The organism is Streptomyces sp. DH24, assembly GCF_029813775.1.
Classification (GTDB): Bacteria; Actinomycetota; Actinomycetes; order Streptomycetales; family Streptomycetaceae; genus Streptomyces.
Genome location: NZ_JARVKW010000014.1, coordinates 129,923 through 154,412, shown reverse-complemented (window position 1 = coordinate 154,412; position 24,490 = coordinate 129,923). Strand labels below are relative to the sequence as shown.

Annotated in this window: 17 protein-coding genes and 1 pseudogene; 3 read left to right on the top strand and 15 right to left on the bottom strand. The window is 73.9% G+C overall.

Annotated features, from left to right (window positions below):
* Window positions 1-40 precede the first annotated feature (40 nt).
* From QC282_RS14310 to QC282_RS14295, 4 genes are all read right to left on the bottom strand, one after another.
* Window positions 41-430, bottom strand: a complete 390-nt coding sequence (locus QC282_RS14310; RefSeq protein WP_279549700.1) for a gas vesicle protein — start codon at window positions 428-430, stop codon at window positions 41-43.
* Between the two features lie 62 nt (window positions 431-492).
* Window positions 493-1,419: a non-homologous end-joining DNA ligase gene (gene ligD, locus QC282_RS14305; RefSeq protein ID WP_279549699.1), complete on the bottom strand. Its 927-nt coding sequence runs from the start codon at window positions 1,417-1,419 to the stop codon at window positions 493-495.
* Complete coding sequence (locus tag QC282_RS14300; protein WP_279549698.1) at window positions 1,416-3,269, bottom strand: transketolase; 1,854 nt, start codon at window positions 3,267-3,269, stop codon at window positions 1,416-1,418. Before QC282_RS14300 ends, ligD begins: the two co-directional genes overlap by 4 nt.
* Window positions 3,266-5,065: an NAD(P)/FAD-dependent oxidoreductase gene (locus QC282_RS14295; protein WP_279549697.1), complete on the bottom strand. Its 1,800-nt coding sequence runs from the start codon at window positions 5,063-5,065 to the stop codon at window positions 3,266-3,268. Before QC282_RS14295 ends, QC282_RS14300 begins: the two co-directional genes overlap by 4 nt.
* 273 nt (window positions 5,066-5,338) lie before the next feature.
* On the opposite strand from QC282_RS14295, the gene QC282_RS14290 reads away from it, so the two are divergent.
* The 3 genes from QC282_RS14290 to QC282_RS14280 all read left to right on the top strand — a co-directional run bounded on the left by QC282_RS14290 (window position 5,339) and on the right by QC282_RS14280 (window position 7,857).
* Window positions 5,339-6,301 carry an LLM class F420-dependent oxidoreductase gene (locus QC282_RS14290; protein ID WP_279549696.1) on the top strand — a complete coding sequence of 321 codons (963 nt, stop codon included), beginning with the start codon at window positions 5,339-5,341 and terminating at the stop codon, window positions 6,299-6,301.
* Between the two features lie 22 nt (window positions 6,302-6,323).
* A complete protein-coding gene (locus QC282_RS14285) occupies window positions 6,324-7,415 on the top strand; it encodes an enolase C-terminal domain-like protein (RefSeq protein WP_279549695.1) in 1,092 nt (363 codons plus the stop codon).
* Window positions 7,416-7,509: 94 nt separating this feature from the next.
* Window positions 7,510-7,857, top strand: coding sequence for a VOC family protein (locus QC282_RS14280; RefSeq protein ID WP_279549694.1), 348 nt, complete (start codon window positions 7,510-7,512; stop codon window positions 7,855-7,857).
* A 33-nt stretch (window positions 7,858-7,890) separates the two neighbouring features.
* Here the strand turns inward: QC282_RS14280 and QC282_RS14275 are convergent, their stop codons facing one another.
* The 11 genes and pseudogenes from QC282_RS14275 to QC282_RS14225 form a co-directional block, all read right to left on the bottom strand.
* A complete protein-coding gene (locus QC282_RS14275) occupies window positions 7,891-9,870 on the bottom strand; it encodes a DUF5107 domain-containing protein (RefSeq protein WP_279549693.1) in 1,980 nt (659 codons plus the stop codon).
* Window positions 9,871-9,936: 66 nt separating this feature from the next.
* Entirely contained in the window at window positions 9,937-10,488 is a 552-nt protein-coding gene (locus tag QC282_RS14270; RefSeq protein WP_279549692.1) for a GNAT family N-acetyltransferase, read from the bottom strand.
* Between the two features lie 29 nt (window positions 10,489-10,517).
* A complete protein-coding gene (locus QC282_RS14265; protein ID WP_279549691.1) occupies window positions 10,518-12,305 on the bottom strand; it encodes a CocE/NonD family hydrolase in 1,788 nt (595 codons plus the stop codon).
* A gap of 184 nt (window positions 12,306-12,489) precedes the next feature.
* On the bottom strand, window positions 12,490-13,413 hold the full coding sequence (locus QC282_RS14260; protein ID WP_279549690.1) for an LD-carboxypeptidase: 924 nt from the start codon (window positions 13,411-13,413) through the stop codon (window positions 12,490-12,492).
* Window positions 13,410-15,374, bottom strand: coding sequence for a prolyl oligopeptidase family serine peptidase (locus QC282_RS14255; RefSeq protein ID WP_279549689.1), 1,965 nt, complete (start codon window positions 15,372-15,374; stop codon window positions 13,410-13,412). The genes QC282_RS14260 and QC282_RS14255 overlap by 4 nt, the downstream gene beginning before the upstream one ends.
* A gap of 21 nt (window positions 15,375-15,395) precedes the next feature.
* Window positions 15,396-16,700 (bottom strand): M20/M25/M40 family metallo-hydrolase, encoded by a 1,305-nt coding sequence (locus tag QC282_RS14250; RefSeq protein WP_279549688.1) that lies wholly within the window; start codon window positions 16,698-16,700, stop codon window positions 15,396-15,398.
* Window positions 16,693-17,526, bottom strand: a complete 834-nt coding sequence (locus tag QC282_RS14245) for a M55 family metallopeptidase (RefSeq protein ID WP_279549687.1) — start codon at window positions 17,524-17,526, stop codon at window positions 16,693-16,695. Before QC282_RS14245 ends, QC282_RS14250 begins: the two co-directional genes overlap by 8 nt.
* Before the next feature lie 127 nt (window positions 17,527-17,653).
* Window positions 17,654-18,384: pseudogene (locus QC282_RS14240) on the bottom strand (class I SAM-dependent methyltransferase).
* A gap of 188 nt (window positions 18,385-18,572) precedes the next feature.
* Window positions 18,573-21,065: a SpoIIE family protein phosphatase gene (locus QC282_RS14235; protein WP_279549686.1), complete on the bottom strand. Its 2,493-nt coding sequence runs from the start codon at window positions 21,063-21,065 to the stop codon at window positions 18,573-18,575.
* A gap of 261 nt (window positions 21,066-21,326) precedes the next feature.
* The gene (locus QC282_RS14230; protein WP_279549685.1) at window positions 21,327-23,732 is read right to left on the bottom strand and encodes an MFS transporter; all 2,406 of its coding nucleotides are present in this window, start codon (window positions 23,730-23,732) and stop codon (window positions 21,327-21,329) included.
* Between the two features lie 217 nt (window positions 23,733-23,949).
* A complete protein-coding gene (locus QC282_RS14225) occupies window positions 23,950-24,393 on the bottom strand; it encodes an SRPBCC family protein (RefSeq protein WP_279549684.1) in 444 nt (147 codons plus the stop codon).
* Window positions 24,394-24,490 lie beyond the last annotated feature (97 nt).

Sequence of the window (24,490 nt, the reverse complement as noted above, 5' to 3'; positions counted from 1 at the left end):
CTCCCCTTCCGCTCTCGGGTGCGTGTGGTGCGGGGGCGGCCTACTGGCCGCCGGGCCTGCGTGTGTCGGCCCTCCCGCGTTCGTAACGGCGGACGCGCCGGTAGCCGGTGAGCGTGCCGCGCGGATCGAGGTCCACGTGGTAGCTCGCCATCAGGCTCATCGTGTCCGGGACCCGCTGGAGTTCGAGGACCTCGATCTCCAGGGCCCAGCCCTCGTCCGTCTGCTCGAAGGAGGAGACGGACTCGGCGTCCATTCCGGTGAGTTCCGCGAGCTGGCCGCGCGCCTGGCGCAGCACCTCGACGGGGCTCGGCCGGTCGTTCGCCGTGGCGTCGTCCGCACGCCCGGACGAAGTGTCCGAAGTATCCGTAGTGTGCGATTCTTGCGGGTTGCGTGAATTCTGTGTCTCTTGCGTGTTGTTTGTGTTCGACATGGCCACCTCTCACGTCGGGTGGCCGCAGCGGCGTTGGCCAAACCTTCAGGAGCACACGCCGTTCATCCGCGCAACTCGGAGAGCCGGCGCCGCGCCGGTCCCAGGGCGCGGCGCCGGCGCATGATCGCCGACCACGGCCGGGTGCGGGCCTGGTCGGCGGCGTCGGCGATCGTCCAGCGGCGGGCGTGCAGCCCGGGGTCGTCGAGTTGCTCCCAGGTGATGGGCATCGCCACGGGCGCGCCGGGCCGGGCCCGCACGGTGTACGGGGCGACCGCGGTCTGCGCGTAGGCGTTGCGCTGCACGTCGAGGTAGAGCCGGTCGCCGCGGTCCTTCTTGCGGGCGGCGGTGGTGAGCCGGTCGGGGTGGGCGGCGGCGAGGGTGTCGGCGACGTCGCGCGCGAACTCCCTTACCTCGTCGAAGCCGTGACGGCCGTTCAGCGGCACCACGGCGTGCAGGCCGCGGGAGCCGGTGGTCATGAGGGCCGACGGCAGGCCCAGTTGATCCAGCAGTGCGCGGAGCAGCCCGGCCGCCTCGCGCACCGCGGCGAAGTCGTCGCCGGCCGGGTCGAGGTCGAAGACCATCAGGTCGGGCCGGTCCGGGTGGTCGGTGCGGGACAGCCAGCGGTGCAGGGTGGGGGCGGCCTGGTCGGCCAGGTACAGCAGGGTGGCCGTGTCGCCGCACACCGTGTGGCGGACGGTGCCGCCCTCCTTGGCCAGTTCGGCGCGGGTGATCCACTCCGGGTAGTGGTCCGGGGTGTTCTTCTGCATGAACCGGGGGCCGTCCAGGCCGTCCGGGTACCGCTCGAGCATCAGGGGACGGCCCCGCAGGTGGGGCAGCACGTACGGCGCGACCGACCGGTAGTGGGCGACGAGGTCGGCCTTCGTGACGTCCCTCGCCGTGCCGTCGCCGGGGATCAGCACCTTGTCCGGCCGGTGGAGCTCGACCGTGCGGCGGCCGGCCCGCACGGTCCGCCGGTCGTCCGCGCTCACGGCACCACCGCCTGCTCCACCAGCAGCCGGCCCGCGGCGGCGATGGAGTCGGCGTCGATGCCGGCGGCGCGCAACTGCTCGTCGGGGTCGGCCGAGCCGGGCATCGTGCGCACGGCGAGCCGCACCAGGCGCGGCACGGGCCGCCCGTCGAGGAAGGCGTCCAGGACCGCGTCCCCGAGGCCGCCCTCCGGGTGGTGGTCCTCCACGGTCACCAGGCAGCCGGTCTCCTCGGCGGCACGGCGCAGGGTGAGGCGGTCGACGGGCTTGACCGAGTACAGGTCGATCACCCGGACCTGGATGCCCTCCCGGTCGAGGGCGTCGGCGGCGGCCAGCGCCGCCGGTACGGTGACGCCCGCCGCGACGAGGGTCATGCGGTCCCGGCCCGAGGAGCGCAGCACCTTGCTGCCGCCGACCGGGAACGTCTCGTCGGGGCCGTAGATCACCGGGCTCTCGCCGCGCGAGGTGCGCAGGTAACGGACGCCCTCCAGGCCGGCCATCTCGGCGACGAGCCGGGCGGTCTGGTTGGCGTCGCACGGGTAGAGCACGGTCGAGCCGTGCACCGCGCGCATCATCGCCAGGTCCTCCAGGCCCATCTGACTGGGCCCGTCCTGGCCGATCGCGACGCCCGCGTGGGACCCGACGAGGTTGATGCCGGAGCCGCTGACCGACGCCATGCGCACGAAGTCGTACGCGCGCGTGAGGAACGCCGCGAACGTGGCGGCGTACGGCACCCAGCCGCGCGTCGCGATCCCGACGGCCGCGGCGACCATCTGCTGTTCGGCGATGTAGCACTCGAAGTAGCGCTCGGGGTGCTCCTTGGCGAACGTCTCCGCGCGTGTGGAGTCGCCGACCTCGCCGTCGAGGGCGACGACGTCGCCGCGTGCGGTGCCGAGCGCGGCGAGCGCCTGCCCGTACGCGTCGCGCGTGGCGACGCCCTGCTCGGCGCCCTTCTCCCAGCGGGGCAGCACGAGGTCCCCGGTGCTCACGGAGTGCAGCATCCTGGTGGCCGGCGGCTCCTGCACGCGGACGCGGATGTCGCGGGGCCCGCCGAGTTCGGCGATCGCCTCGTCGGCGTTCTTCAGCGGCTTGCCGTGCAGGCCCTCGCGGTCCTCCACGTCGGCGACGCCCTTGCCCTTGAGGGTGCGGGCGAGGATCGCGGTGGGCCGGCCCTTGGTGGACGCGGCCTCCCCGTAGGCGCGGTCGATCGCGTCGACGTCGTGCCCGTCGATCTCGACGGTGTGCCAGCCGAACGCCTGGAAGCGGCGGGCGTAGGCGTCGAGGTCGTGGCCGTGCCGGGTGGGGCCGCGCTGGCCGAGCCGGTTGACGTCCACGATCGCGGTGAGGTTGTCGAGGCGCTCGTGTCCGGCGTGCTCGGCGGCCTCCCACACGGAGCCCTCGGCGAGTTCGCTGTCGCCGCACAGCACCCACACCCGGTAGTCGGCGCGGTCCAGCCGGCTGCCGGCGAGGGCGATGCCGACGCCCACCGGCAGCCCCTGGCCGAGCGAGCCGGTGGCCGTCTCCACCCACGGCAGGCGCTGCGGCGTGGGATGCCCTTCGAGGCGGCTGCCGAGCGTGCGGTACGTGAGGAGTTCGGCGTCGTCGATGGCGCCGGCCGCCTTGTAGGCGGCGTACAGCAGGGGCGAGGCGTGCCCCTTGGAGAGGACGAAGCGGTCGTTGCCGGGGTGGGCGGGGCGGTCGAAGTCGTAGCGCAGGTGGTTCGCGAGGAGGACGGCCATCAGGTCCGCGGCGGACATCGACGACGTCGGATGCCCGGAGCCCGCGGTGGCCGAGGCCCGGATGCCGTCCACGCGCAACTGCTGGCCCAGTTCGACGAGTTCACCGGTGTTCATGAGTCTCCTTCTGCGGGGTCGCCGGGGGTGCCGGGGGTGCCGGGGGTGCCGCTGTCATCGGGGCCGCCGGGCGCGTCGGTGCGCCTCACGGGGCCGGGGGCGACGTCGGGTCCCGGTGGCGGCTGATGCGTCGGCGGTTCGGCGGGAACGGGCTGGTTGCGGGCGGGCTCACCACCGGGCTGGTTCTTGGCGGGCTCACCACCGGGCTGGTCTTTGGCGGGCTCACCGCCGGGCTGATTCCTGGCGGGCTCACCGGGCTGCGATGTCGCGGGCTCACCACCAGTACGGCCGTTGGCGGGCTCACCACCAGTACGGCTGTCGGAGGGCTCTCCGCCCGTGCGGCCGTTGAGGGCTCCGCCCGTGCGGCTGTTGGCGGGGACTCCGCCCGTACGACTGCCGGCGGGCCCCCCGCCCCTACTGCTCCTGCTGTTGGCGGGTTCGGTGTCCGAACGGCCCTCCCCCGCCTCCGCCCTGGCCGCCCCGGTCTGTCGTCCTCCCGGTACCCGGGCCAGTTCCGGCGACGCCGTGTCCAGCGGTACCGACCAGGAGCGTACGAGGCCCAACTGGACGGCCTGGCGGGGCAGTACCGCGTCCAGCAGCCAGTCCGCGGCGACCCGGACCCGGTTGCCCGGCATCGCGGCGAGGTGGTACCCGCGGGTCACCGCGCCCGCCGCCGGGCCGGAGAGGGCGACGCCGAACGGGTTCGCGGCGGCCTTGACGCCGCCGAGGTCCACGACGAAGCCGAGGTCACGGTGCCGGTAGGCGTGCCGTTCGCCGAGGCCGAGCGAGGCGGCGACGTTCTGGGCGCACACCTTGCCCTGCCGCCAGGCGTGCTGCGCCGTCATCGGCGTGTACTGGCCGGGCTTCTCCAGGTCGGGCACCGCAGCGGCGTCCCCGCACGCGAACAGCTCGGGCCGGCCCGGCACCTGCAGGTGCGGGTCGACCAGGAGCCGCCCGCGTTCCATCGGCAGCCCGAGGGACTCGGCGAGCGGATCGGGCCGTACGCCCACGCACCACACCAGGGTGCGGGTGTTCACGGATTCGCCGTCGGTCAGCAGCACCCCGTCGTGCGTGGCCTCCTTCACGGAGGTGCCCATGCGCACGTCGACGCCGCGCTGCCGAAGGACCCGCTCGGCCGTGCGGGACAGTTTCTCGTCCAGCTCGGGCAGCACGCGCTCCGCGACGTCCAGCAGCATCCAGCGGGGCCGCATGCCCCGCCGCAGGGGGTGCTTGCGGACCTGCGCGTCGGTGAACAACTGCCCGTGCGCGGCGACCTCGGTGCCGGTGTACCCGGCGCCGACCACCACGAAGGTGCACCGGGCGGCGCAGCTCTGCGCGTCGGGTGCGGACGCGGCCAGTTCGACCTGGCGGGTGACGTGGTCGCGCAGGTACAGCGCCTCGGGCAGGCCGCGGAAGCCGTGCGCGTGCTCGGCGACGCCGGGGACGGGCAGCAGCTTGTTGACGCTGCCGGCGGCGAGGACCAGTCGGTCGAAGGCCAGGGTGCCGCCCTCGCCCTCGGGGCCGGTGTAGTGCACGGTGTGTCCGTCGAGGTCGACGCGGTCGGCCTCCCCGAGCACCAGCCGGACGTGCGGCAGGGTGCCCGAGAGCGACACGGTGACCCGGCGCGGTTCCAGGATCCCGGCGGCGACCTGGGGCAGCAGGGGCAGGTACAGGAAGTAGTCGGTCGGGTTCAGCAGGGTGATGTCGGCACGGTTCCGGGTCAGCCGGGACAGGGCGCGGGCCGTACGGTACCCGGCGAAACCGGCACCGACGATCACGATGCGGGGTCGACTCACGGTTCGCCTCCGGGGCTGTCGCGTACCTCGGGAGCCTTCCGCGTCCCCCCGGCCCGGTGGGCCAAACGTCGCCCGGCCCGGTGGGCCCGACGTCGCCAGGCCCGGTCGGACCAACGTCGCCCGGCCCTCGGCAGGCCGGGCACCGGCCCCTCCCCGACGCCCCGACCGGCCGGTTTCCCGCTCCGACGCCGGGTACTCGGAGGTTCCACCCCCGCCCCCTCGCCGGGCTCGGACCCGGGCAGGGGGAGCCCGTCACCTCGGAGGCGCACCCCCATGCCCGAATACGGCTACTTCCTCTCGTGCGAGCAGTACGGTCCCGCCGAGCTGATCGAGCAGGCCCGGATGGCCGAGCAGGCCGGTTTCCAGTCGCTGTGGATCTCGGACCACTACCACCCCTGGAACGGCGAGCAGGGCCAGAGCCCGTTCGTGTGGTCGGTGATCGGCGCGCTGTCGGAGGCCGTGTCCCTGCCGGTCGAGACGGCCGTGACCTGCCCGACCGTGCGGATGCACCCGGCGGTCGTGGCGCAGGCCGCCGCGACGAGCGCGGTGATGACGGGCGGCCGGTTCCGGCTGGGCGTCGGCACCGGCGAGGCCCTCAACGAGCACATCCTCGGCGACGCCTGGCCACCCGCCCATGTGCGCCTGGAGATGCTGGAGGAGGCGATCCAGGTGATGCGCCGGCTGTTCACGGGCGAGGAGGTCAACCACCACGGCACGCACTACACCGTGGAGAACGCCCGCCTCTACACCGTGCCCGACGAGCCCGTCCCGGTCGACATCTCCGGCTTCGGCCCCGCGGCGACCAAGCTGGCGGCCCGGGTCGGCGACGGCTACATCACGATGATGCCGGACCCGACGATGGTGGAGCAGTACCGCAAGGGCGGGGGCGGCGGGAAACCCGTCAGCGGCGGCACCAAGGTCTGCTACGACACGGACCGCGACGCGGCGGTACGCACCGTGCACCGCCTGTGGGCGAACGAGCAGCTGCCCGGCGAGCTGGGCCAGGTGCTGCCCTCGCCGAAGCACTTCGAACAGGCGCAGTCGCTGGTCACCGAGGACATGGTGCGCGAGAGCCGGGTGTGCGGCGCGGACGTGGACGAGCACGTGGCGGAGCTCAGGCGGTTCGCCGAGGCCGGCTTCGACCGGATCTACGTGAACCAGATCGGCCCCGACCTGCGCGGCTTCTTCGACTTCTACCGCACGAAAGTGCTGCCGCAGCTCCAGCGGGACGCCTGAGCGCGGGAACCAGGGGGTGACGATGAGGCTGCGCCGACCGGCGGTGTCCGTCTACACGGTGCCGACCGACGCGCCGGAGGCCGACGGCACGCTGGCCTGGGACACGACGACCGTGGTGATCGTCGAGGTGTCGGCGGGCCACGCGACCGGCACGGGCTGGACGTACGGTCCGGCGGCGGTCGGTGACTTCCTGTCGGAGTGTCTGGCGCCGCTCGTCGAGGGCCGCGGCGCCCTGGACGTCCCGGCCGCGCACGAGGCGATGTGCCGCGCCGTCCGCAACGCGGGCCGGCCCGGCATCGCCGCCGGCGCGATCTCGGCGCTGGACCTCGCCCTGTGGGACCTCAAGGCCCGGCTGCTCGAACTGCCCCTGGTGCGGCTGCTGGGCGCCTGCCGCGAGCGGGTCCCGGTGTACGGCAGCGGCGGGTTCACGACGTACCACGACACGCACCTGGCGGCCCAGTTGAACGGCTGGGTGCACGGGCAGCACATCCCGCGCGTCAAGATGAAGATCGGCGGCGGCCGGGGGCGGGAGGTGACGCGTGACCTGGCCCGGGTGCGCGCGGCCCGCCAAGTGATCGGCCACGAGGCGGAGTTGTACGTCGACGCCGACGGCGCGTACACCCGCAAGCAGGCGGTGCGGGTGGGCCTGGCGCTCGCCGAGCACGGGGTCGGCTGGTTCGAGGAACCGGTGCCGCCGGACGACCCGGCGGGGCTGCGGCTGGTCCGGGACGCGCTGGTGTGCGACGTGGCGGCCGGTGAGTACGGTTACGACCTGCCGTCCTTCGCGCGCCTGATCACGGCCGGGGCGGTGGACTGCCTGCAGATCGACGCGACGCGCTGCGGTGGTCCCACGGAGTTCCTGCGGGCGGCGGCGCTGGCTCAGGCGCACGGGCTCGACGTGTCCGCGCACGGCGCCCCGCACGCCCACGCCGCACTGGCCGCGGCGGTTCCCAACCTGCGGCACATCGAGTGGTTCCACGACCACGTCCGCATCGAGGACATGTTCTTCGACGGCGCCCTGGACCCCACGGGCGGCACGGTCTCCCCGTCGGCGGGCCTCGGCCACGGGCTGACGCTGCGGGCGGAGGAGATCGCCGGGTTCCGGGTGGCGTGAACCGCCGCGCGGCCCGGCGGCGGGGCCGGGGAGGTCGACGGGGATCGTGTGAAACGATCACCGTCCCGGACCGTCCCCAACTAGGCTCGTCCGCATGGACATTCTGGGAGCCACGCTGCGCGTTTGCGTCGACGACCTGGAGACCGCGGTCCCCTTCTACGAACGCCTCGCGGGCGGCACGGCGCACCGCTTCGAGCGCGGCGGCGTACAGGTGGCGGCGGTCGGGTGCTTTCTGCTGATGAGCGGCCCGAAGGCCCAACTCGAGGTGCTGCGCAAGGTGGCGGCGACCATCGCCGTCACGGACGTCGACGAGGTGCACCAGGTGCTCAGCGACCTGGGCGCCCGCATCGTCGCGGGCCCGGTGGCGACGCCCGCGGGCCGCAACCTGATCGCGATGCATCCGGACGGCGCGGTGTACGAGTACGTGGACCGCCGCCAGTAGACCGGCACCCCGGGGAGCGCCCGGCCCCGCCCGTCACGGGCCCGGGTCGGGCCGCATCCGGAAGTCGTACCGGGCCGGCAGCGGTTCGTCGCCGCCGACGCCCGCCCGCAGCAGGGCGATGTCCTCGGCCCCCTCCCGCAGATCGGCGACCTCGAAGCCCGCGTCGAACACGGCGCGGGCCTGTTCGCGCCGCCCCTCGGCGAGCAGCAGCCCCGCCTCGGTCAGCCGGAACCGGCCGCGCGCCCGCGTCGCCCGGTCCAGCCGCCGCCACACGGCCCGCGCGTCGGCGGTCCGCCCGACGGCGAGCAGTGCCCCGACGGCCTCGCGGCCCAGCGCCGCGGTGGCCGCCACCCACCGCTCGTGGACGTCGCCGCCGACGTCGCCCCGTTCCCGGCACAGGTCGTCGAAGGCCTCGGCGTACCGGTCGGCGGCCCGCTCGGGGTTGCCGCCCTCCTGGTCGGCGACGGCGAGGCAGCGCAGCATCGGCCACACCGTGGGGGCGTGCCGCAGGCCGCGTTCCCAGCTGCGTTCGGCCTGCGCCCGGTCGCCGGCGTGCCACTGGGCGACGCCGAGGTGGTATTCGGTGTGCGGGGTGGCGGGCGCGGTCTCCAGCATGTCCCGCCAGTGCGGCGCGACGAGGGTCGGGCCGGGCGGCTCCGCGCGGTCGGGTTCGGGCACGGACCCGGCGCGCAGCAGGTGCAGCCAGGGTTCCTGGGCGGCGCCGAGCGTGCTCTCCGGGAAGGGCGTGCCGGGCAGTTTCCAGCCGGCGCGCAGCACTTCGAGCGCGCCCCAGCCGGAGCCGGTGGCGAGCGGCTCGCCGGTGTCGGTGTCGGCGTGCGGCAGCCAGGCGGCGTACGCGGCGTCGACGTCAGCGCGCGGCAGCGCGGTCTCCAGCCGGGCCTCGGCCTCGCTCAGCACGGCGTGCCACTGTCCGGCGGGCGGCGCGTGGAGCGGCCCGTAGGCCTCCAGCCATGACACCTCGCTCTCCGCGTCCAGCGGTACGTGTTCCAGCTGGGTGCGGGCGAGTCCGGCCTGGATCTCGCAGTAGCCGCCGGTGCCCGGTTCGGTGAGCCACTCCTGCCAGCGCCGTCCGCCGGGTCCGGTGCCCCAGACGAACAGTTTCCGGCCGCGCAGCACGTCGGTGGACGTCTGCACCAGCCCGTGCCCGTCGGCGTCGAGGGCGGCGATCCAGCGGCGCCGGCCGTCCGGCACCTCGTAGAACCAGTCGGCGGCGTACGTGCTGTTCGCCGGGTAGGTGCGGTCGATGCCGTCGGACACGGGGACCGGTACGCGGCGCAGCCTGCGTTCGTAGCTGAACTGCCAGGCGGTGTCGGCGGGGACGAGTACCCGGCGGTCCTCGGGCACGGCGGTGTTGGACCACCAGTACAGGGGCGCGGGCCGTTCGTGGGGATTGCGGACGCGGACGCCGACGTACAGGAAGTCGGAGCCGTCGGGCAGCCACAGGTCGGCCTGGAAGGGCAGGTCGCGCAGCCGTTCCCATTCCCACAGGCGCAGCATGTCCGTGCCGTCGGGTGCGGGGACGCGGGCGGCGTGCAGGGGTGCGCAGGACAGGGTGGTGTGGCCGGTGGCGCCGATGTTCCATTCGATGCCGCCGGAGTACCAGGCGCCGTTGAGGGCGAAGTTCGCGGGCTGGAACACCGGGTTGCGGTAGAGGAGTTCGCGGCCGGTGGGCTTGTGGAAGAGGGAGGCGATCCGGCCGCCGAGGCCGGGCAGGACGGTGGCTCTCAGCCGGTCGTTCTCGATGACGAGGGCGTCGATGCCACGGGGGGCGCGGGTGCGGTCGTAGCCGTCGCGGACGGGCTCGGGCAGGAGGCTGCGCAGTGGCTCGTGGCCGATCTGGCGGGCCATGTCGCGCGGCATGCCCTCCTTGTCGCGGTCCTCGATGCGGTGCGTCTCGTCGAGGGGCCGCAGCGGCGGCAGCGGGTTGTCGGGGCCCAGCGGCGCGGCGGGCAGTGTCAGTACCTCGCGTCGGATCGTCGTCACGATCACCATGGAAGCCGCTCGCCGGTGAGCTGAACAGGGGCGCCGCGCCTCGGGTTTTGCGCGGCGCCGGGCGTGTCAGGCGTCGTTCACCGTCTCGGCGGTGATCGCCCAGCGTTCGTGGTCGCGCCAGGCCCCGTCGATGAACAGCATCTTCGGTGAGAAGCCCTCCAGCCGGAACCCGCAGGCGGCGGCCAGGGCGACGGAGGCGGCGTTGGCGGGCTGGGCGTTGATCTCCAGCCGGTGCAGCCGCATCGGGCCGAACGCGTACCGCACCACCAGGTTCAGCCCTTCCTTCATCAGCCCCCGCCCGGCCGCGTGCGCGAAGGCCCCGTAGCCGAGGGCGCCGCTGTGGAAGGCGCCCCGCACGATGTTGTTGACGGTGACGAACCCGGCGATGGCGCCGCTGCCGCGCTCGCACACCAGGAACCCCGCCTTGGTGGGGTCCTCGGTCACCCGCCTCGTGTACGCGGTGTAGGCGTCCGCGTCGTCGGGCGGGAACAGCCACGGGTGGTGCAGGTCCCGGCTCTCCCGGACGCGCGCGGTGAACTCGGCGCCGTCCGCGTACGTGAAGTGGCGGATGCCCACCCGTGGGCCCGTGGCGAGGTGGCGGGAAGCGTCGTGCGGCACCCCGCCACCCTACGACGCCGCCGGGCCGCTCAGGGGGTCGCCCCGGCCACCGGCAGCCGCAGCACCCCCGTGTCGTCCGGCGCGCTGACCACGGTCACCGGTTTGACGCCGCGGTTCCCGCCGTACGCGCCGTCGCTCGCGGCGATCACGAACCGCAGCCGGTGGCCGGGCTCGTAGCGGTGCACGATCCCGGGCAGCGTCACAGTGAAGCTCTCGGTCACGTCGGGCACCCGGACCGGCGCGACCAGCCGGTGCACCAGCGTCCGCGTGCCGTCGGGCGCCACGTCGTACAGCTTGGCGAACAGCACCAGCCGGTCGGCGTGATCGCCGGAGTCCTGGGTCAGCTCGGCCTGCGGTGAGACGACCTTCAGCCGGGCCGTGGGGGCGCCCACCACGTCGAGGGGGCGCTCCAGCGGTGCGCTCGTCCAGGCCAGATGGGTGCCCGGCGTGTCGTACGGCGCCGGGTCGGGCTGCCCGATGATCCCGGCCAGTGAGGTCTCCGAGTGGCTGGTCGGCACCAGGGCGTTGGTGTAGGTGCGGCTGCCGCGGGCCACCTTGGCGCGGTTGTCGACGAGTTTGCCGTCGCCGGACAGGTACAGCGCCCGGTTGAGGGCGGGCGGCCGGGAGGCGGTGGCGTACGCGTCGGCGGGGTCGGTGATCCAGTCGCGGTGGTAGGCGAAGGCGGGGCCGGTGTCGGTGTCCGGCCGCGCCCGCAGGTACCGGTCGAACCAGGCCAGGACGCGGCGGCCGACGTAGCTGGTCTCCAGGTTGCCCTCGGCGATGTCGAGTTCGCCGGTGGCGGGGTCGGTGAGGCCTCCGCTGTGGCCCCAGGACTGCCAGATCATCTTGGTGGGCGTGCCCTGCGCCGTGAGCGTCCGGTACGTCGCCGTCGCCTCGTTGAGGTTGAACAGCGTGTCCGCCTGCCCCTGGACGAGCAGCGTGGGCGCCTTCACCCGGCTCAGGTACGACACCGGCGACACGCTGCGCGCGTAGGCGAGCATGTCCTTCGCCTCCTCGGCCGGGAACCGGCCGGAGTTGAGGGTGCGGACCGTCTCGCAGGCCCGGGTGACGAAGTGCAGGCAGTCGACCGAGTTGATGCGCGACGGGTCCAGACTGGGCTGCAGCAGGGGCTGGCCCTCGCCCATGAGGTAGAAGCCGTTGGCCCACTGCCATTTGAAGGCGCCCGGCACGTCCTCGCCGCCCACGGCGTTGTTGGGGACGAGCGAGTACGCCAGGTCGTGCCAGGTGATCATGGGGACGAGGGCGTCGACGCGCCGGTCGACGGCTGCGGTCGCGAGCTGGACGGCGCCGCCGTAGGAGCCGCCGATCATGCCGACGCGCGGGTCGTCGGCCCCGTCCAGGGTGACGAAGTCCGCTGTGGTGCCGTCGTCGGCGGCGCGCCCGCCGCCGAGGAAGTCGACCAGCTGCGAGGCGGCCACGCCGTCGATCGCCGGGTCGTCCAGGGAGATGAGGCAGCCGCTGCGGCCGAAGCCGAGCCCGGAGTACACGAGGGAGACGTAGCCGCGCTGGGCGAAGGCCTTGCCGATGGCGTCCGTCGAGCCGTCGGACTTGCTGCCGCCGAAGCCGTTGGTGGCGAGGACGGCGGGTGCCGGGCGGTTCCGGTCCACACCGGCGGGCCGGTACAGGTCGGCGTCGACGGCGCAGGTGCGGCCGCCCGCCCGTACGGTGAACTTCAGGGCGGTGACGGTGTACTCACCGCTCGCCGCGGCCGGCGCGGCCTGCACGAGGGGCGCGGTGAGCGCGGCCCCCAGCACGAGAGCGAGGGCGGCACGGGATCTGGGCACACGACGGGACACGGAGACCTCCACACTGAGGCGCGCTGGGGACTGCCCTGCATACCGACCAGTAAGTACTGGCCGAAGTCATGCTGTGACACGTGTCAGACCCCGTCAATGACCGTCACGGGGATTTCTTGACGGAGATTCAGTGGAGGTCCGCCCCCGGTGCCCGGCCCGCGCGCCGCCTCCGTCCGCCGTGACATCAGCGCAGGGCGGGCTCGTCCAGCGTCAACGTCCCCGCGTCCGCGTCGAGTTCGGCCGCCACCCCGAAGGGAACGGTCAGCGCGCCCTCGCAGTGCCCGAATCCGAACTCCTCCGCCACGGGCACCCCGAGACCGCCGAGCCGGTCGGCGAGCATCGCGCGCACCTCGTCGTACGGGTCGCAGTCCACCCACGAGCCGAGCAGCACCCCGCGCACCCCGTCGAGCCGTCCCGCGCGCAGGAGCTGGGTGAGGTAGCGGTCCAGCCGGTACGCCTCCTCACCGACGTCCTCCAGGCAGAGCAGCCCGCCGCGCGCCGAGGGCCGGGCGTGCGGGGTGCTCAGTTCGGCGGCGAGCAGGGACAGGCACCCGCCGAGCGTGACGCCGCGCGCCCGGCCGGGGACCAGGGCGCCGCCGCCGGAGGCCAGGGTGCGGACCGTCTCCGGCGCGAACAGGGTGGCTCTCAGATGCTCCTGAGCCCGGGCGTTCTTCACGAAGTCGAGGCCCGCCGCCATCGGCCCGTGCAGGGTGACGAGGCCGAGGCGGGTCGCGAACGCCTCGTGCAGTGCGGTGATGTCGCTGAAGCCGACGAACACCTTCGGTCCGGCCGCCCGCATCGCCTCCCAGTCCAGCAGGTCGGCCATGCGCTGCGCCCCGTATCCGCCGCGCGCGCACAGCACCGCGTCGACCGACGGCTCGCACCAGGCGGCCTGGAGGTCGGCCGCCCGGTCGGCGTCCGTGCCCGCCAGGTAGTCGAACGTGCCGTGCCTGTCGAGCACATGGGGTGCCACCACGGGGTCGAGGTCCCAGCCGCGCAGCACGTCGAGCCCGGCCTGGAGCCGCTCCTCGGGCACGGGCCCGCTGGGCGCGACGACGGCCACCCGGGCACCGGGGGCGAGCCGGGCCGGCCGGACCAGTGGCTTCACGGAGTCAGCTCCAGGGTCGGGACACCGCTCGGTTTCAGGCCGAACACCTGGGCGTACAGGGAGAGTTCGGCTTCCAGGGCGCGCACCAGGGTGTCCGCGCGCCGGAAGCCGTGCCCCTCCCCCTCGAAGGTGAGGTAGGCGTGCGGCACGCCCCGGCCCCGCATGCGGGCGAGGAACCGCTCGCACTGGGCGGGCGGGCAGATCACGTCGTCCAGGCCCTGGAGCAGCAGGAAGGGCGCTGTGACGCGGTCGGCGTGCGTGGCGGGCGAGCGCTGTTCGTACCGCTCGGGGACCTCGGCGTAGGGCCCGACCAGGGTCTCCAGGTACTGCGACTCGAAGTCGTGGGTCTCCCCCGTGCTCCAGCCGGTGAGGTCGAGGACGGGGTAGATGATCGTGCCGCAGGCGTAGACGTCGGTGGTGGCGAGGGAGGCGGCCGCGGTCCAGCCGCCGGCGCTGCCGCCCCGGATCGCGAGGCGGGCGCGGTCGGCGGTGCCCTCGTCGGCGAGGGCGCGGGCGACGGCGGCGCAGTCCTCGACGTCGACGACGCCCCACTGTTCGCGCAGCCGGTTGCGGTACTCCCGGCCGTGTCCGGTGGAGCCGCCGTAGTTGACCTCGGCGACGCCGATGCCCCGCGAGGTGAAGTAGGTGATCTCCAGGTCGAGCACGAGCGGCGAGCGGCCGGTGGGCCCGCCGTGCGCCCACACGACGTACGGCGGCAGTTCACCGTCGGGCGCCGCGCAGCCGGGGTTGCGCGGCGGGTAGAGGTGGGCGTGGATCTCCCGGCCGCCGGGGCCGGTGAAGGTGCGTTCCAGCGGCTCGGGGTAGTAGGCGGGGTCCACCGGGTCGTGGTGCTCGGCGCCGATCACGCGGGTGCGGCCGGTGCGGGTGTCGAGCTCGACCACCTCGGACCCGGTGCGGGGGCCGGCCGCGACGGCGACGACGCGCTCGGCGTCGGCCGCGAGGGTGGACGCGAACTCCGTCCAGGGCCCGGCCGCGTCGCACAGCTCGCCCGTCTCGGGGTCGAGCACGCCGAGCGCGGTGCCGCCCCGGCCGTGCACGACGGCGATCAGGCCGCCCTCCAGCGGCGCGAACCAGCGCAGGCCCAGCTTCCACAGCGGCCCGCCGAACTCCTCCTCGCGCGGGCACAGCGGCTGTCCGTCGCGGTAGAGGTTCCACCAGCCGGTGCGGTCGCTCGCCCACAGCAGCGAGCCGTCGGCCGCCCAGTCGGCCTGCGCGATCGACTCCTCGGGGCCTCCGGCGACGGTGCCGGCCGGTCCGAACGTGCCGTCGGGGCGGATGTCGGCGACGAGCAGTTCGGTGCCGTCCCACGGCATGCGCGGGTGGTCCCAGGCGAGCCAGGCCGCGCGCCGCCCGTCCGGCGAGATCCTCGGGCCGCTGACGAACCGGTGGGCGTCGTCGGTGAGTTCGCGCACGGCGTCCCGGTCGCCTGCCGCCGAGCCGTCCAGCGGTACCGCGGCCAGCACCCGGCGCACGTCGGTGGGTGCCTCGCCGGTGAACTCCTCCAGCACGCACCACACCTCGCCGAGGTCCGGGCGGATCAGCGGCTCCGCCCAGCGCAGCCCGCCGCCCATCGGGGACACGGGGGTCAGCGGACGCGGCTCGCCGCCCGGCTCGAACCGGTACAGCCGCTGGTCGGCGAAGTTCGCGAACACCACGAGCGGACCGCCGGCCCCGGGCAGCGCGGCCCACGGGTGGCCGCCGTACTCGATGACACGGCTGCGCACGTTCCACGGGGCGGGCAGCAGCGACTCCTCCGTGCCGTCGGCCGTTCTGCGCACGAGGGTGCGCCGGCCGCCCTCGGCCGGGCGCGGCGCGGTCCACCACACCTCGTCGCCGACGAAGCCCACGTACTCGGGCCGCCCGTCGTGTGCGGCGGCGAGCGCCGCGTCCACGGGCGAGGGCCACGCACCGTACGGCAGTGTCTGCACGTTCTCCCCCAACTCCCCGTCCTCCGGTCTTCTCTAGGCCGACCGCAGGAAGCGGTCGAGGACACGGACCCCGAAGTGCAGGGCCTCCACCGGGACGCGCTCGTCGACGCCGTGGAAGAGGGCCTGGTAGTCGAAGCCCTCGGGCAGCTTCAGCGGGGTGAAGCCGTAGCCGGTGATGCCGAGCCGCGAGAACTGCTTGGCGTCGGTGCCGCCGGACATGCAGAACGGCACCACGTGCCCCTCGGGGGCGAACTCCTCGACGGCGGCCCGCATCCCGGCGAACGTCGGCGAGTCGACCGGTGCCTGGAGCGCCACCTCCCGGTGGTGGAACTGCCAGTCGACGTCCGGCCCGGTGAGCAGGTCGAGCGTGGCCCGGAACTCGTCCTCGCCGCCGGGCAGGAAGCGTCCGTCGACGTACGCGACGGCTTCGCCCGGGATCACGTTGACCTTGTAACCGGCGTCCAGCATGGTCGGGTTGCTGCTGTTGCGGACCGTGGCCTCGACCAGCTTCGCGGCGGGGCCGAGCTTGCCGAGCAGTGTGTCGACGTCGTCCAGGTCGGTGTCGATGCCGTACAGCGCGGCCAGCTCGGTGAGGGCGGCCCGCACGGTCGGGGTCAGGCGCGTCGGCCACTCGTGGTCGCCGATGCGGGCGATCGCCGCCGCGAGCCGCGACACCGCGTTCTCCCCGTTCACCTTGGAGCCGTGTCCGGCCCGCCCGCGCGCGGTCAGCTTCAGCCAGCCCGTGCCGCGCTCGCCCGCGGCGATCGGATAGATCTGGCGGCCGTCGCCGTCGTGGAACGTGTACGCCCCGGACTCGCTGACGCCCTCCGTGCAGCCCTCGAACAGGTCGGCGTGCCGGTCGGCGAGGTATCCGGAGCCGTCGGCGGCGCTGTCCTCCTCGTCCGCGGTGAACGCGATCACGACGTCCCGCCGGGGCCGCACGCCCTGCCGTGCCCAGGCGCGCACGACGGCGAGGATCATCGCGTCCATGTTCTTCATGTCGACGGCGCCGCGCCCCCACACGACCCCGTCGCGGATCTCCCCCGAGAAGGGGTGGACGCTCCAGTCGTCGGCCCGGGCCGGCACCACGTCCAGGTGACCGTGCAGCAGCAGGGCGTCGGCGGCCGGGTCGGTGCCCTCGACGCGCGCGACGACGTTGGTCCGGCCGGGGGTGCGCTCCAGCAGTACCGGCTCCAGGCCCGCCTCGGCGAGCCGGGCGGCGGCGTACTCGGCGGCGGGGCGCTCACGGCAGTCGCCGCCGCCCCGGTTGGTGGTGTCGATGCGGATGAGCTCGGACGTGAACGTCACGACCTCGTCCAGTGCCTGCGGGTCAGCCATACTGCTCCTCCACCGCGGCCGAGACGATCGTCGTGACCGCCTTGAACGTGCGGATGCCCTCGTACATGGTGTCGTTGGTGTAGGCGACCTTCCGCTCGGCGACACGGGCGACGCCCGGTACGACCGTGGCGGCCATCGCCAGATGTTCCGCGTCGAACTCCAACGCGATCGTGAACGGTCCCTCACGGACCGGTTCGTGGCGCACGGCCAGGGCCGCAGCCTCCTTGGCGGCGGCGCGGATGTCCGCGGCGGTTCTGGCCGGGGTTCGGCACACGGCCGCGTACCGCGACACGTGGTCCTTGACGGCGACCTTCAGCGCCTCCGGCGCGTACCCGAGCGCGTCCTCGCAGGCCACGTCGTCGCCGGTGACGAGGACGACCGGCACTCCGTACTCGGCGACCACGCGCGCGTTGAGCAGGCCCTCGCTCGCCCGGACGTCGTTCAACCACACTCCCGTGATCGAGTTGGCCAGGTAGGTGTGGGCGAGGACGCCCTCCATGCCCGCGCCCGCGTGGTAGCCGACGAAGGCGATGCCGTCCACGTCGCCGTGCTGCACGCCCTCCACCATGGACAGGGACTTGTGCCGTCCGGTGAGCATCTGGGCGCGCTCGTCGAGCTGCTCCAGCAGCAGGTTGCGCATGGTCCAGTGCGCCTCGTTGATCAGCACCTCGTCGGCGCCGCCGTCCAGGAAGCCCAGCACGGCGGCGTTGACGTCCGAGGTGAACATCGAACGGCACCGCTCCCACTGCGGGGTCCCCGGCAGCACGTCGGCGGGCCAGGTCACGCCGGTGGCGCCCTCCATGTCGGCGCTGATGAGGATCTTCATGCCGCCTCACGCTACGCGGTCGCGGCGAATCCCTGCCAGGCCTGTGGAAAACTCTCACCGGCCCAGACCAATGGCGGACCGGGCCGCAGCCGTCACGGGTTCGTGCGGGCAGGTCGGCGGGCCGGGGTCACCCCGTGGTGCGGCCGGTGACCAGCCATCGCGCCGGCAGTTCGACGCGGGTGCCGTCCGGGCCGTACTCGGTCGTGGTCAGGGGCAGTTCGCCGACGGCCAGGACCGTCAGGCCGGCCGAACCCAGCAGCTCGGGCACCGCCTCGTCGGCGACCTCGCCGGGCGCCAGGCCGTGCCGGAAGACGGGGGCGAGCTTCGCCGGGGGGCCTCCGGGACCCCGGGCCAGGCCGAGCAGGACCGCCTTGGCGGCCTGGGAGGGCTCGACCAGGAGTGCCCGCCCGCGTTCGCCGAGCAGCGCCGCGAGACCGTCCAGCAGGGGCTGACGGTCGTCGGGCTCGCTCTGGTGCAGGACGCCCCGCATGTAGACGTTGACGTCGCCGAACTCCGCGTGCAGCGACTCCACCTCGGTCTTCTCGGCGGCGTCCAGCGCCCGGTAGGACGCCTGCCCGGCGAGGTCGGCGTGCCGGGCGCGCGCGACGGCCGCGGTGGACAGGTCGACGCCGAGGACGCGCGGGAAGCGGCCGGCCAGGAAGCGGGTCTGGGTGCCGTTGCCGCAGCCGAGGTCCACCATCGGAAGGGCGGGGTCGGACAGGTACGGCTCGAACAGGGCCAGGTGCAGGGCCGAGGTCAGTGCCGGTTCGGCGTCCCAGATCACGGCGCCGGGCTCGTCGGGCGCCTCGCTCCAGAAGCCCTCCCAGGCCTGGCGGTACCGCCACTCGTCACGCTCATGCCCAACTCCCGGGGTGCGGCGGCGGCCCGCCGAAGTGACGGGCCAGTACGGTCTATCGCGCCTCGGTCATCCGCTACAAGCGCCCGGCGCGTTCCTTCACGGCTCGCTCGCCGCCGCCGCACGCCGTCGTGAGCCGTCGTGCGCCCCACCGCAGCGCGGCTTCGCGCCCACGCCCCGCGCCTCGGCCTCAGCGGCGGCGCGGCAGGGTCGCCTCGAACCAGACGGTCTTGCCCGCGGCGGTGCGGCTGGTGCCCCACTCCCGGGCGAGGGCACTGACGACGCGCAGCCCGCGCCCGGCCTCGTCGCCGGGGCCCGCGCTCAGCAGCGTCGGCAGTTCGTGGTCGTCGTCGTCCACCTCGCACAGCAGGGTGTCGCCGCGCACCAGCCGCAGTTCGACGGGCCGGCGGTGGGAGTGCCGTACCGCGTTGGTGACGAGTTCGCTCACCATGAGCTCGGTGGTGTCGGCGATCCCGGGCAGGCCCCAGACGTGGAGCTGCTCGCGGACGACCGCGCGGGCATGGCCGACCTCGCGCGCGTCGACGGGCAGCCGCCATTCGGCGACGTCCTCGGGTTCGATGCCGCCCAGGCGGGCCATCAGCAGGGCCACGTCGTCCTTGCGGCCGCCGCGGGTGTTGAGCGCGCGGATGATCGTGTCGCAGGCGTCGTCCATGGACGCCGCCGGGTGCGCGGCGGACTCGCACAGCGTCGCGAGGCCGACGCCGATGTCCTCACCGCGCACCTCGACCAGACCGTCGGTGCACATCACGAGCCGGTCGCCGGGCGCCACGCGTACGCGTACCGCCTCGAAGGGCACCCCGCCGACGCCGATGGGCGCGCCGGTCGGCAGGTCCAGCAGCTCGCTGCGGCCGTCGGCGGCACGGACCAGCACGGGCGGGATGTGCCCGGCGTTGGCGAGGCGCAGTTCGCGGGCGATCGGGTCGTACACCGCGTACAGGCAGGTGGCGAGGTAGGTGTCGCCGAGCCGCTGGGCGAGGTCGTCCAGGTTGCGCAGCAGCTGGGCGGGCGGCAGGTCGAGCGCGGCCATGGTCTGCACGGCCGTCCGCAACTGGCCCATCATCGCGGCGGAGTTCAGGCCGTGCCCCATGACGTCGCCGACGACGAACGCGGTGCGCGCGCCGGGCAGTTTCACGGCGTCGAACCAGTCGCCGCCGACCCGGCCGAGCAGCGTGCCCGGCAGATAGCGGGTGGCGATGTCGCAGCCCGCCATGCGCGGCGGGATGTGCGGCAGCATGCTGTCCTGGAGGGTCTCGGCGACGCTCTCCTGAAAGGTGTACATGCGCGCGTTGTCCAGCACGAGGCCCGCGCGGGCGGCGAGTTCGGCGCCGGTGACGCGGTCCATGTCGTTGAAGACGGGCCGCTCCGGGTGGCGCAGCAGGATCATGAAGCCGAGCACGACGTTGCGTGCCTTGAGCGGGACGACCAGCATGGAGCGGCCGGTGATCAGCGGCCGGATGTCGCGCTTTTCGAACTGCGAGGCGATGGCGTGCCCCATCTCCTCGCTGATGCGCGGCACGAGGACGGGTTCGCCGCTGGTCATGCACTGGAAGAACGGGGTGTGCGCGGGGAACGGCATGGCCTCGCCGACCGGCACGACGTCGTCCCAGCGGCCGGGCTCGTCGGTGTGCTCGACGGCGACCCGGTGCCACATGGTGGTCGTGTCGGGCACGCCGTCCGGGAACCCCTCCCCGGCGACGACCTGTTCGCGCAGGTAGGTGCCGGCGACGTCGGTGAAGCGGGGCACGACGGCCCGGCTGACCTCGACGACGGTCCGCGCGAGGTCGAGCGAGGTGCCGATCCGGGAGCTGACCTCGTTGAGGAACTCCAGGCGTTCGCGCACGGCGGCGTACTCCAGGTCCTCGGTCTCGTCGCGCGGGTCGGCGGTCAGCGGCTCGCCGTTCGCCGCGGCGCGGGCGGCGCGTTCGCGGCGCGCCCTGCGCTCGGCGCGCCGGGGCACGCCCCAGTCGTTGGTGACGGGCACCCGGTCGTTCTGGCTGAACTCCAGGACGGGGTAGCCCAGTTCGAGGACCTGGCCGACGATGCGGGCGCTGTCTTCGACGCTCATGCTGGGCAGGATCTCGGGGAGCCTGCGGGCAAGTTCGTCGGCGCCGGGGAAGTCGGTGTGCAGGGCGAAGCCGGGCGCGATGCGCTCGGGTGGCCCGCCGGACGGGTCCGGGCGCAGTCCGTCGGCGTCGGCGGCCAGCACGAGCAGGCCTTCCCGGCCGGGGCCGACGAGCGGGTAGGCCCACCACAGGACGTCGGCGCGCTCCCTTCCGCCCTCCGCGGGCGGGCAGACCCCCGTCCCGTCCGGCTCGGGCACGGTGAGGCGGGCGCGGCCCGCCGCCGGGCAGGACAGGCCGCCGCCGAGGGAGGACTCGAGGCCGGGTCCGAGGTTGTCGTCCACCGGGTACGACGCGTAGGCGGCGACGTCGTCGTTCAGGACGCCGGAGACGGGCAGCAGGTCGACCGCGGGGCGGCCGATCGCGCTCTCCTTGCCGACGCCGAACAGCCGGCGCGCGCCGGTGCTCCAGTGGGACACGAGGCCGTCGCGGTCCACGACGACGACGGCCAGCGGGACGCGGCCCGCCGTGGTGTAGCCCGCGTGTGCGCCGGTCCCGGTCACGCGACCGGGACCGGCGTCACTGTCGGTGCCACGGTCCATGAACCAGGCCTCTCTCCCCACGGCTCCGCAAGATCTGTGCCGCCGCGACCACGGTACGGCGCCCTCCGGTCGCCGTGTGCGGCAATCCCGGAATTACACGGGCCGCCCCCCCCGGGCGCGCTCCGCACCGGCGTGCGAGCCCGCGCACGGGCCGCGCGGACGGGCCGCGTGCACAATTGCCGAGGGAGACCGCGGGAGGTGGCGTGCCGCCCGCGTGACCGCGTGGGGAGGTCCTCCGCGGAGCCGCGTGGGGAGGCCGCCTCAGTCCTCGTGCCCCAGTTGGAGGTCGCGTTCGGTGCGTCCGCCGCCGGCCACCTGGAGGACGGTCGCCACCGGCGGGTAGCCGGCCGCGATGACGGTGTACTCGCCGGACGACAGGTCCACGAACCGGAACGCCCCGTCGGCGCCGGTGCGGAGGGTGTCGACGACGTTGCCCGCCGCGTCGAGCAGCGTCACGCGCGCCTCCTCCACGGGCCGGCCGCCGCTCGCGCGCACGACGCCGCGCAGGACGGCGCCGCCGGCGAGTTCGACGTCCTGGCGGGTCTCCCGCGCGGCCTGCACGGTGACGGGCAGCGCGGCCGGGCGGAAGGCGGGCGCGCTCGCGGCGAGGGTGTACTCGCCGGCCACGAGTTCGGAGATGACGTAGCCACCCTCGCGTCCGCTGCGGGTGCTCGCGACGACCTCGCCGTGCACGTTGGTGAGCGTGACCGCCGCGTCCCGCACGGGTGTGCCGTCGGCGGTGACCACGCTGCCGGCGAGGCGTCCGGCGCCACCGAGGACGACGTCGAGTTCGACGGGCCGTTCGCCGACGGTCACGGAGACGGCCTGCGGCTGGTGGCCGCCCGCCGCGGCGATCAGAACGTAGGCCCCGGAGCCGGGCGTGGCCAGCGCGTACCGGCCGTCGTCGCCGCTGGCGCCCCGTCCGATCTGCTGCCCGGAGACGTCGATGAGGGTGAGCGCCGCGCGCGGTACGGCGGTGCCGTCGGGGTGCTGCACGGTGCCGCACACGGGGATGCCGCCCAGGTGGGAGGAACGGGCCTGCGGAATTCCGGTGCTGGTCAGGGGTGCGGTCGCGGGGTCGGGGGCGTGGGCGTTGTGGGACGCTGCGGTGTTCAACAGGGGGGTCTCCTTGAGGAAGAAGGCGATGAGCAGGCCGAGGACGAGCACCGGTACGAGGTAGAGGAAGATCCGGGGCATGGCGTCGGCGTAGGCCCGGATGTACCCGTCGCGCAGCGCCGGGGGCAGTGCGTGGACGACCTGCGGGGTGAGGGACTCGGGGTCGGGCAGGGCGCCGCCCGCGCGCGCGGGGACGCGGTCCCGCAGCGCGTCGGCGAGCCGGTCGGCGAAGAGGGTGCCGAAGACGGCGGCGCCCACGCTTCCGCCGATCTGCCGGAAGTAGTTGTTGGCGCTGGTGGCGGTGCCGAGGTCCGCGGGGCGCACGGAGTTCTGCACGGCGAGGATCAGGACGGGCATCACCATGCCGATGCCGGCGCCGAGGACGAACATCCAGATGCTGTAGTGCAGCCGGGGCGTGTCCATTTCGAGGCGGGACAGCAGCCACATGCCGACGGCGGAGAGGGCGCCGCCGAGGATCGGGTAGAGCCGGTACCTGCCGGTGTGGCTGATGAGCTGTCCGGAAATGATCGAGGCGCCGACGATGCCGCCCATCATCGGCAGCATCAGCAGCCCGGACTCGGTGGCGGACGCCCCGTCGACCATCTGCAGGAAGGTCGGCAGGTAGCTGGCGGCACCGAACAGGGCGACGCCGACGACGAGGCCGATCAGGGCGGTGACGTTGAAGACGGAGTCCCTGAACAACCGCAGCGGGATGAGGGGTTCGGCGGCGAAGCGCTCGGCGACGAGGAACAGGACGGTGGCGGCGAGGGCGCCCGCGCCGAGGCCGAGGACGACCTTCGAGTCCCAGGCGTACTCGGTGCCGCCCCAGCTGGTGAGGAGGACCAGGCAGGTGGAGGCGGTGGCCAGCAGCAGGGTGCCGAGGACGTCGAAGCGGGGTTTGGCGGTGGGTTTCGGCAGTTTCAGGACGGCGGCGACGACGGCCATGGTGAGCAGGCCGAAGGGCACGTTGATGTAGAAGCACCAGCGCCAGGAGAGGTGGTCCGTGAAGTAGCCGCCGAGCAGCGGTCCCGCGACGGAGGCGAGTCCGAACGCGGCGCCGATCAGGCCCATGTACCGGCCGCGCTGCCGGGGCGGGACGATGTCCGCGATGATCGCCTGCACGCCGATCATGAGGCCGCCCGCGCCGACGCCCTGCACCGCGCGGAAGGCGATCAGCTGGTCCATGGTCCGGGCGCGGCCCGCGAGCGCGGAGCCGACGACGAAGACGACGATGGCGAACTGGAAGACGCCCTTGCGGCCGAGGAGGTCGCCGAGCTTGCCGTAGACCGGCAGGCCGACGGTGGCCGTGAGCAGGTAGGCGGTGATCGCCCAGGACATCTTGTCCAGGCCGTGCAGCTCACCGACGATCTTCGGGAGCGCGGTGGCGACGATCATCTGCTCCAGGGCGGCCAGGAGCAGCGCCAGCATCAGCCCGAAGAAGACCAACCGCACCCGGCGCGGGCCGAGTTCGGCCGTGGACGGCGGTGGCGGCGCGGGCGCCCGGGGTGGCAAGACCGCCGGTTCGCCCTGCACCAGAGTGATCCCGCCCACGTACCGCTCCCCTCGTCGCACCGCCGCACAATTCCCGCGCAAAGCGACAACTGCGAACAGATACGGCGAGTTACGGCATAGGGCCGGTCGAAACGGAAGTCACTCGATCCGGTGAAGGCGCCAACACCCTTGGAATGTCGGCGCCTTGGCCCGGAAACCGCCCGTAGGGCTGTTTCTCGACAGGTCTCCTTCTCGGCAGACCTACTTCCCGGCAGGCCTACTTCTCGACCTCGGCGGCGAGCTTGGCGAGCAGCGCGTCGTAGATGCGGCCGAGACCCTTCGGCGCGAAGGTCCTCTCGAAGAAGCCGCCGATGCCGCCGGCGCCCGTCCAGGTCGTGGTCACGACGACGCGGGACCTGCCCTCGCCGGCCGGGGTGACCCGCCAGACGGTGACCATGGAGGAGTTGCGGTCCTTCTCTACGAGCTCGCCGTCGGTGGGCTCGGTGACGTCCAGCAGGCAGTCACGGACGCGCTTGCTGGTGGCCTGGAGCCTCCAGTGGACGACGGTGCCCTCGCCGTCGCCGCCCTCGCGGACCTCGTACTCGCTGAAGTGCTCGGGCAGCAGCTTCTCGCGCGCGCCGCTGTAGTCGGCGAGCGTGTCGAACACCGTCTCCGCGTCCGCCGCGACGATCCGCTCCGTAGTGGCCTCGACCTGCGCCATCGACTTCCTCCAGCACCTGGGTTCTCGGGGTGGGGGCCAGCCAATCACCCCGCTGCCCGCCCGCCCAAATCGGGGGGACCGGCGGCGGCCGGAAGTG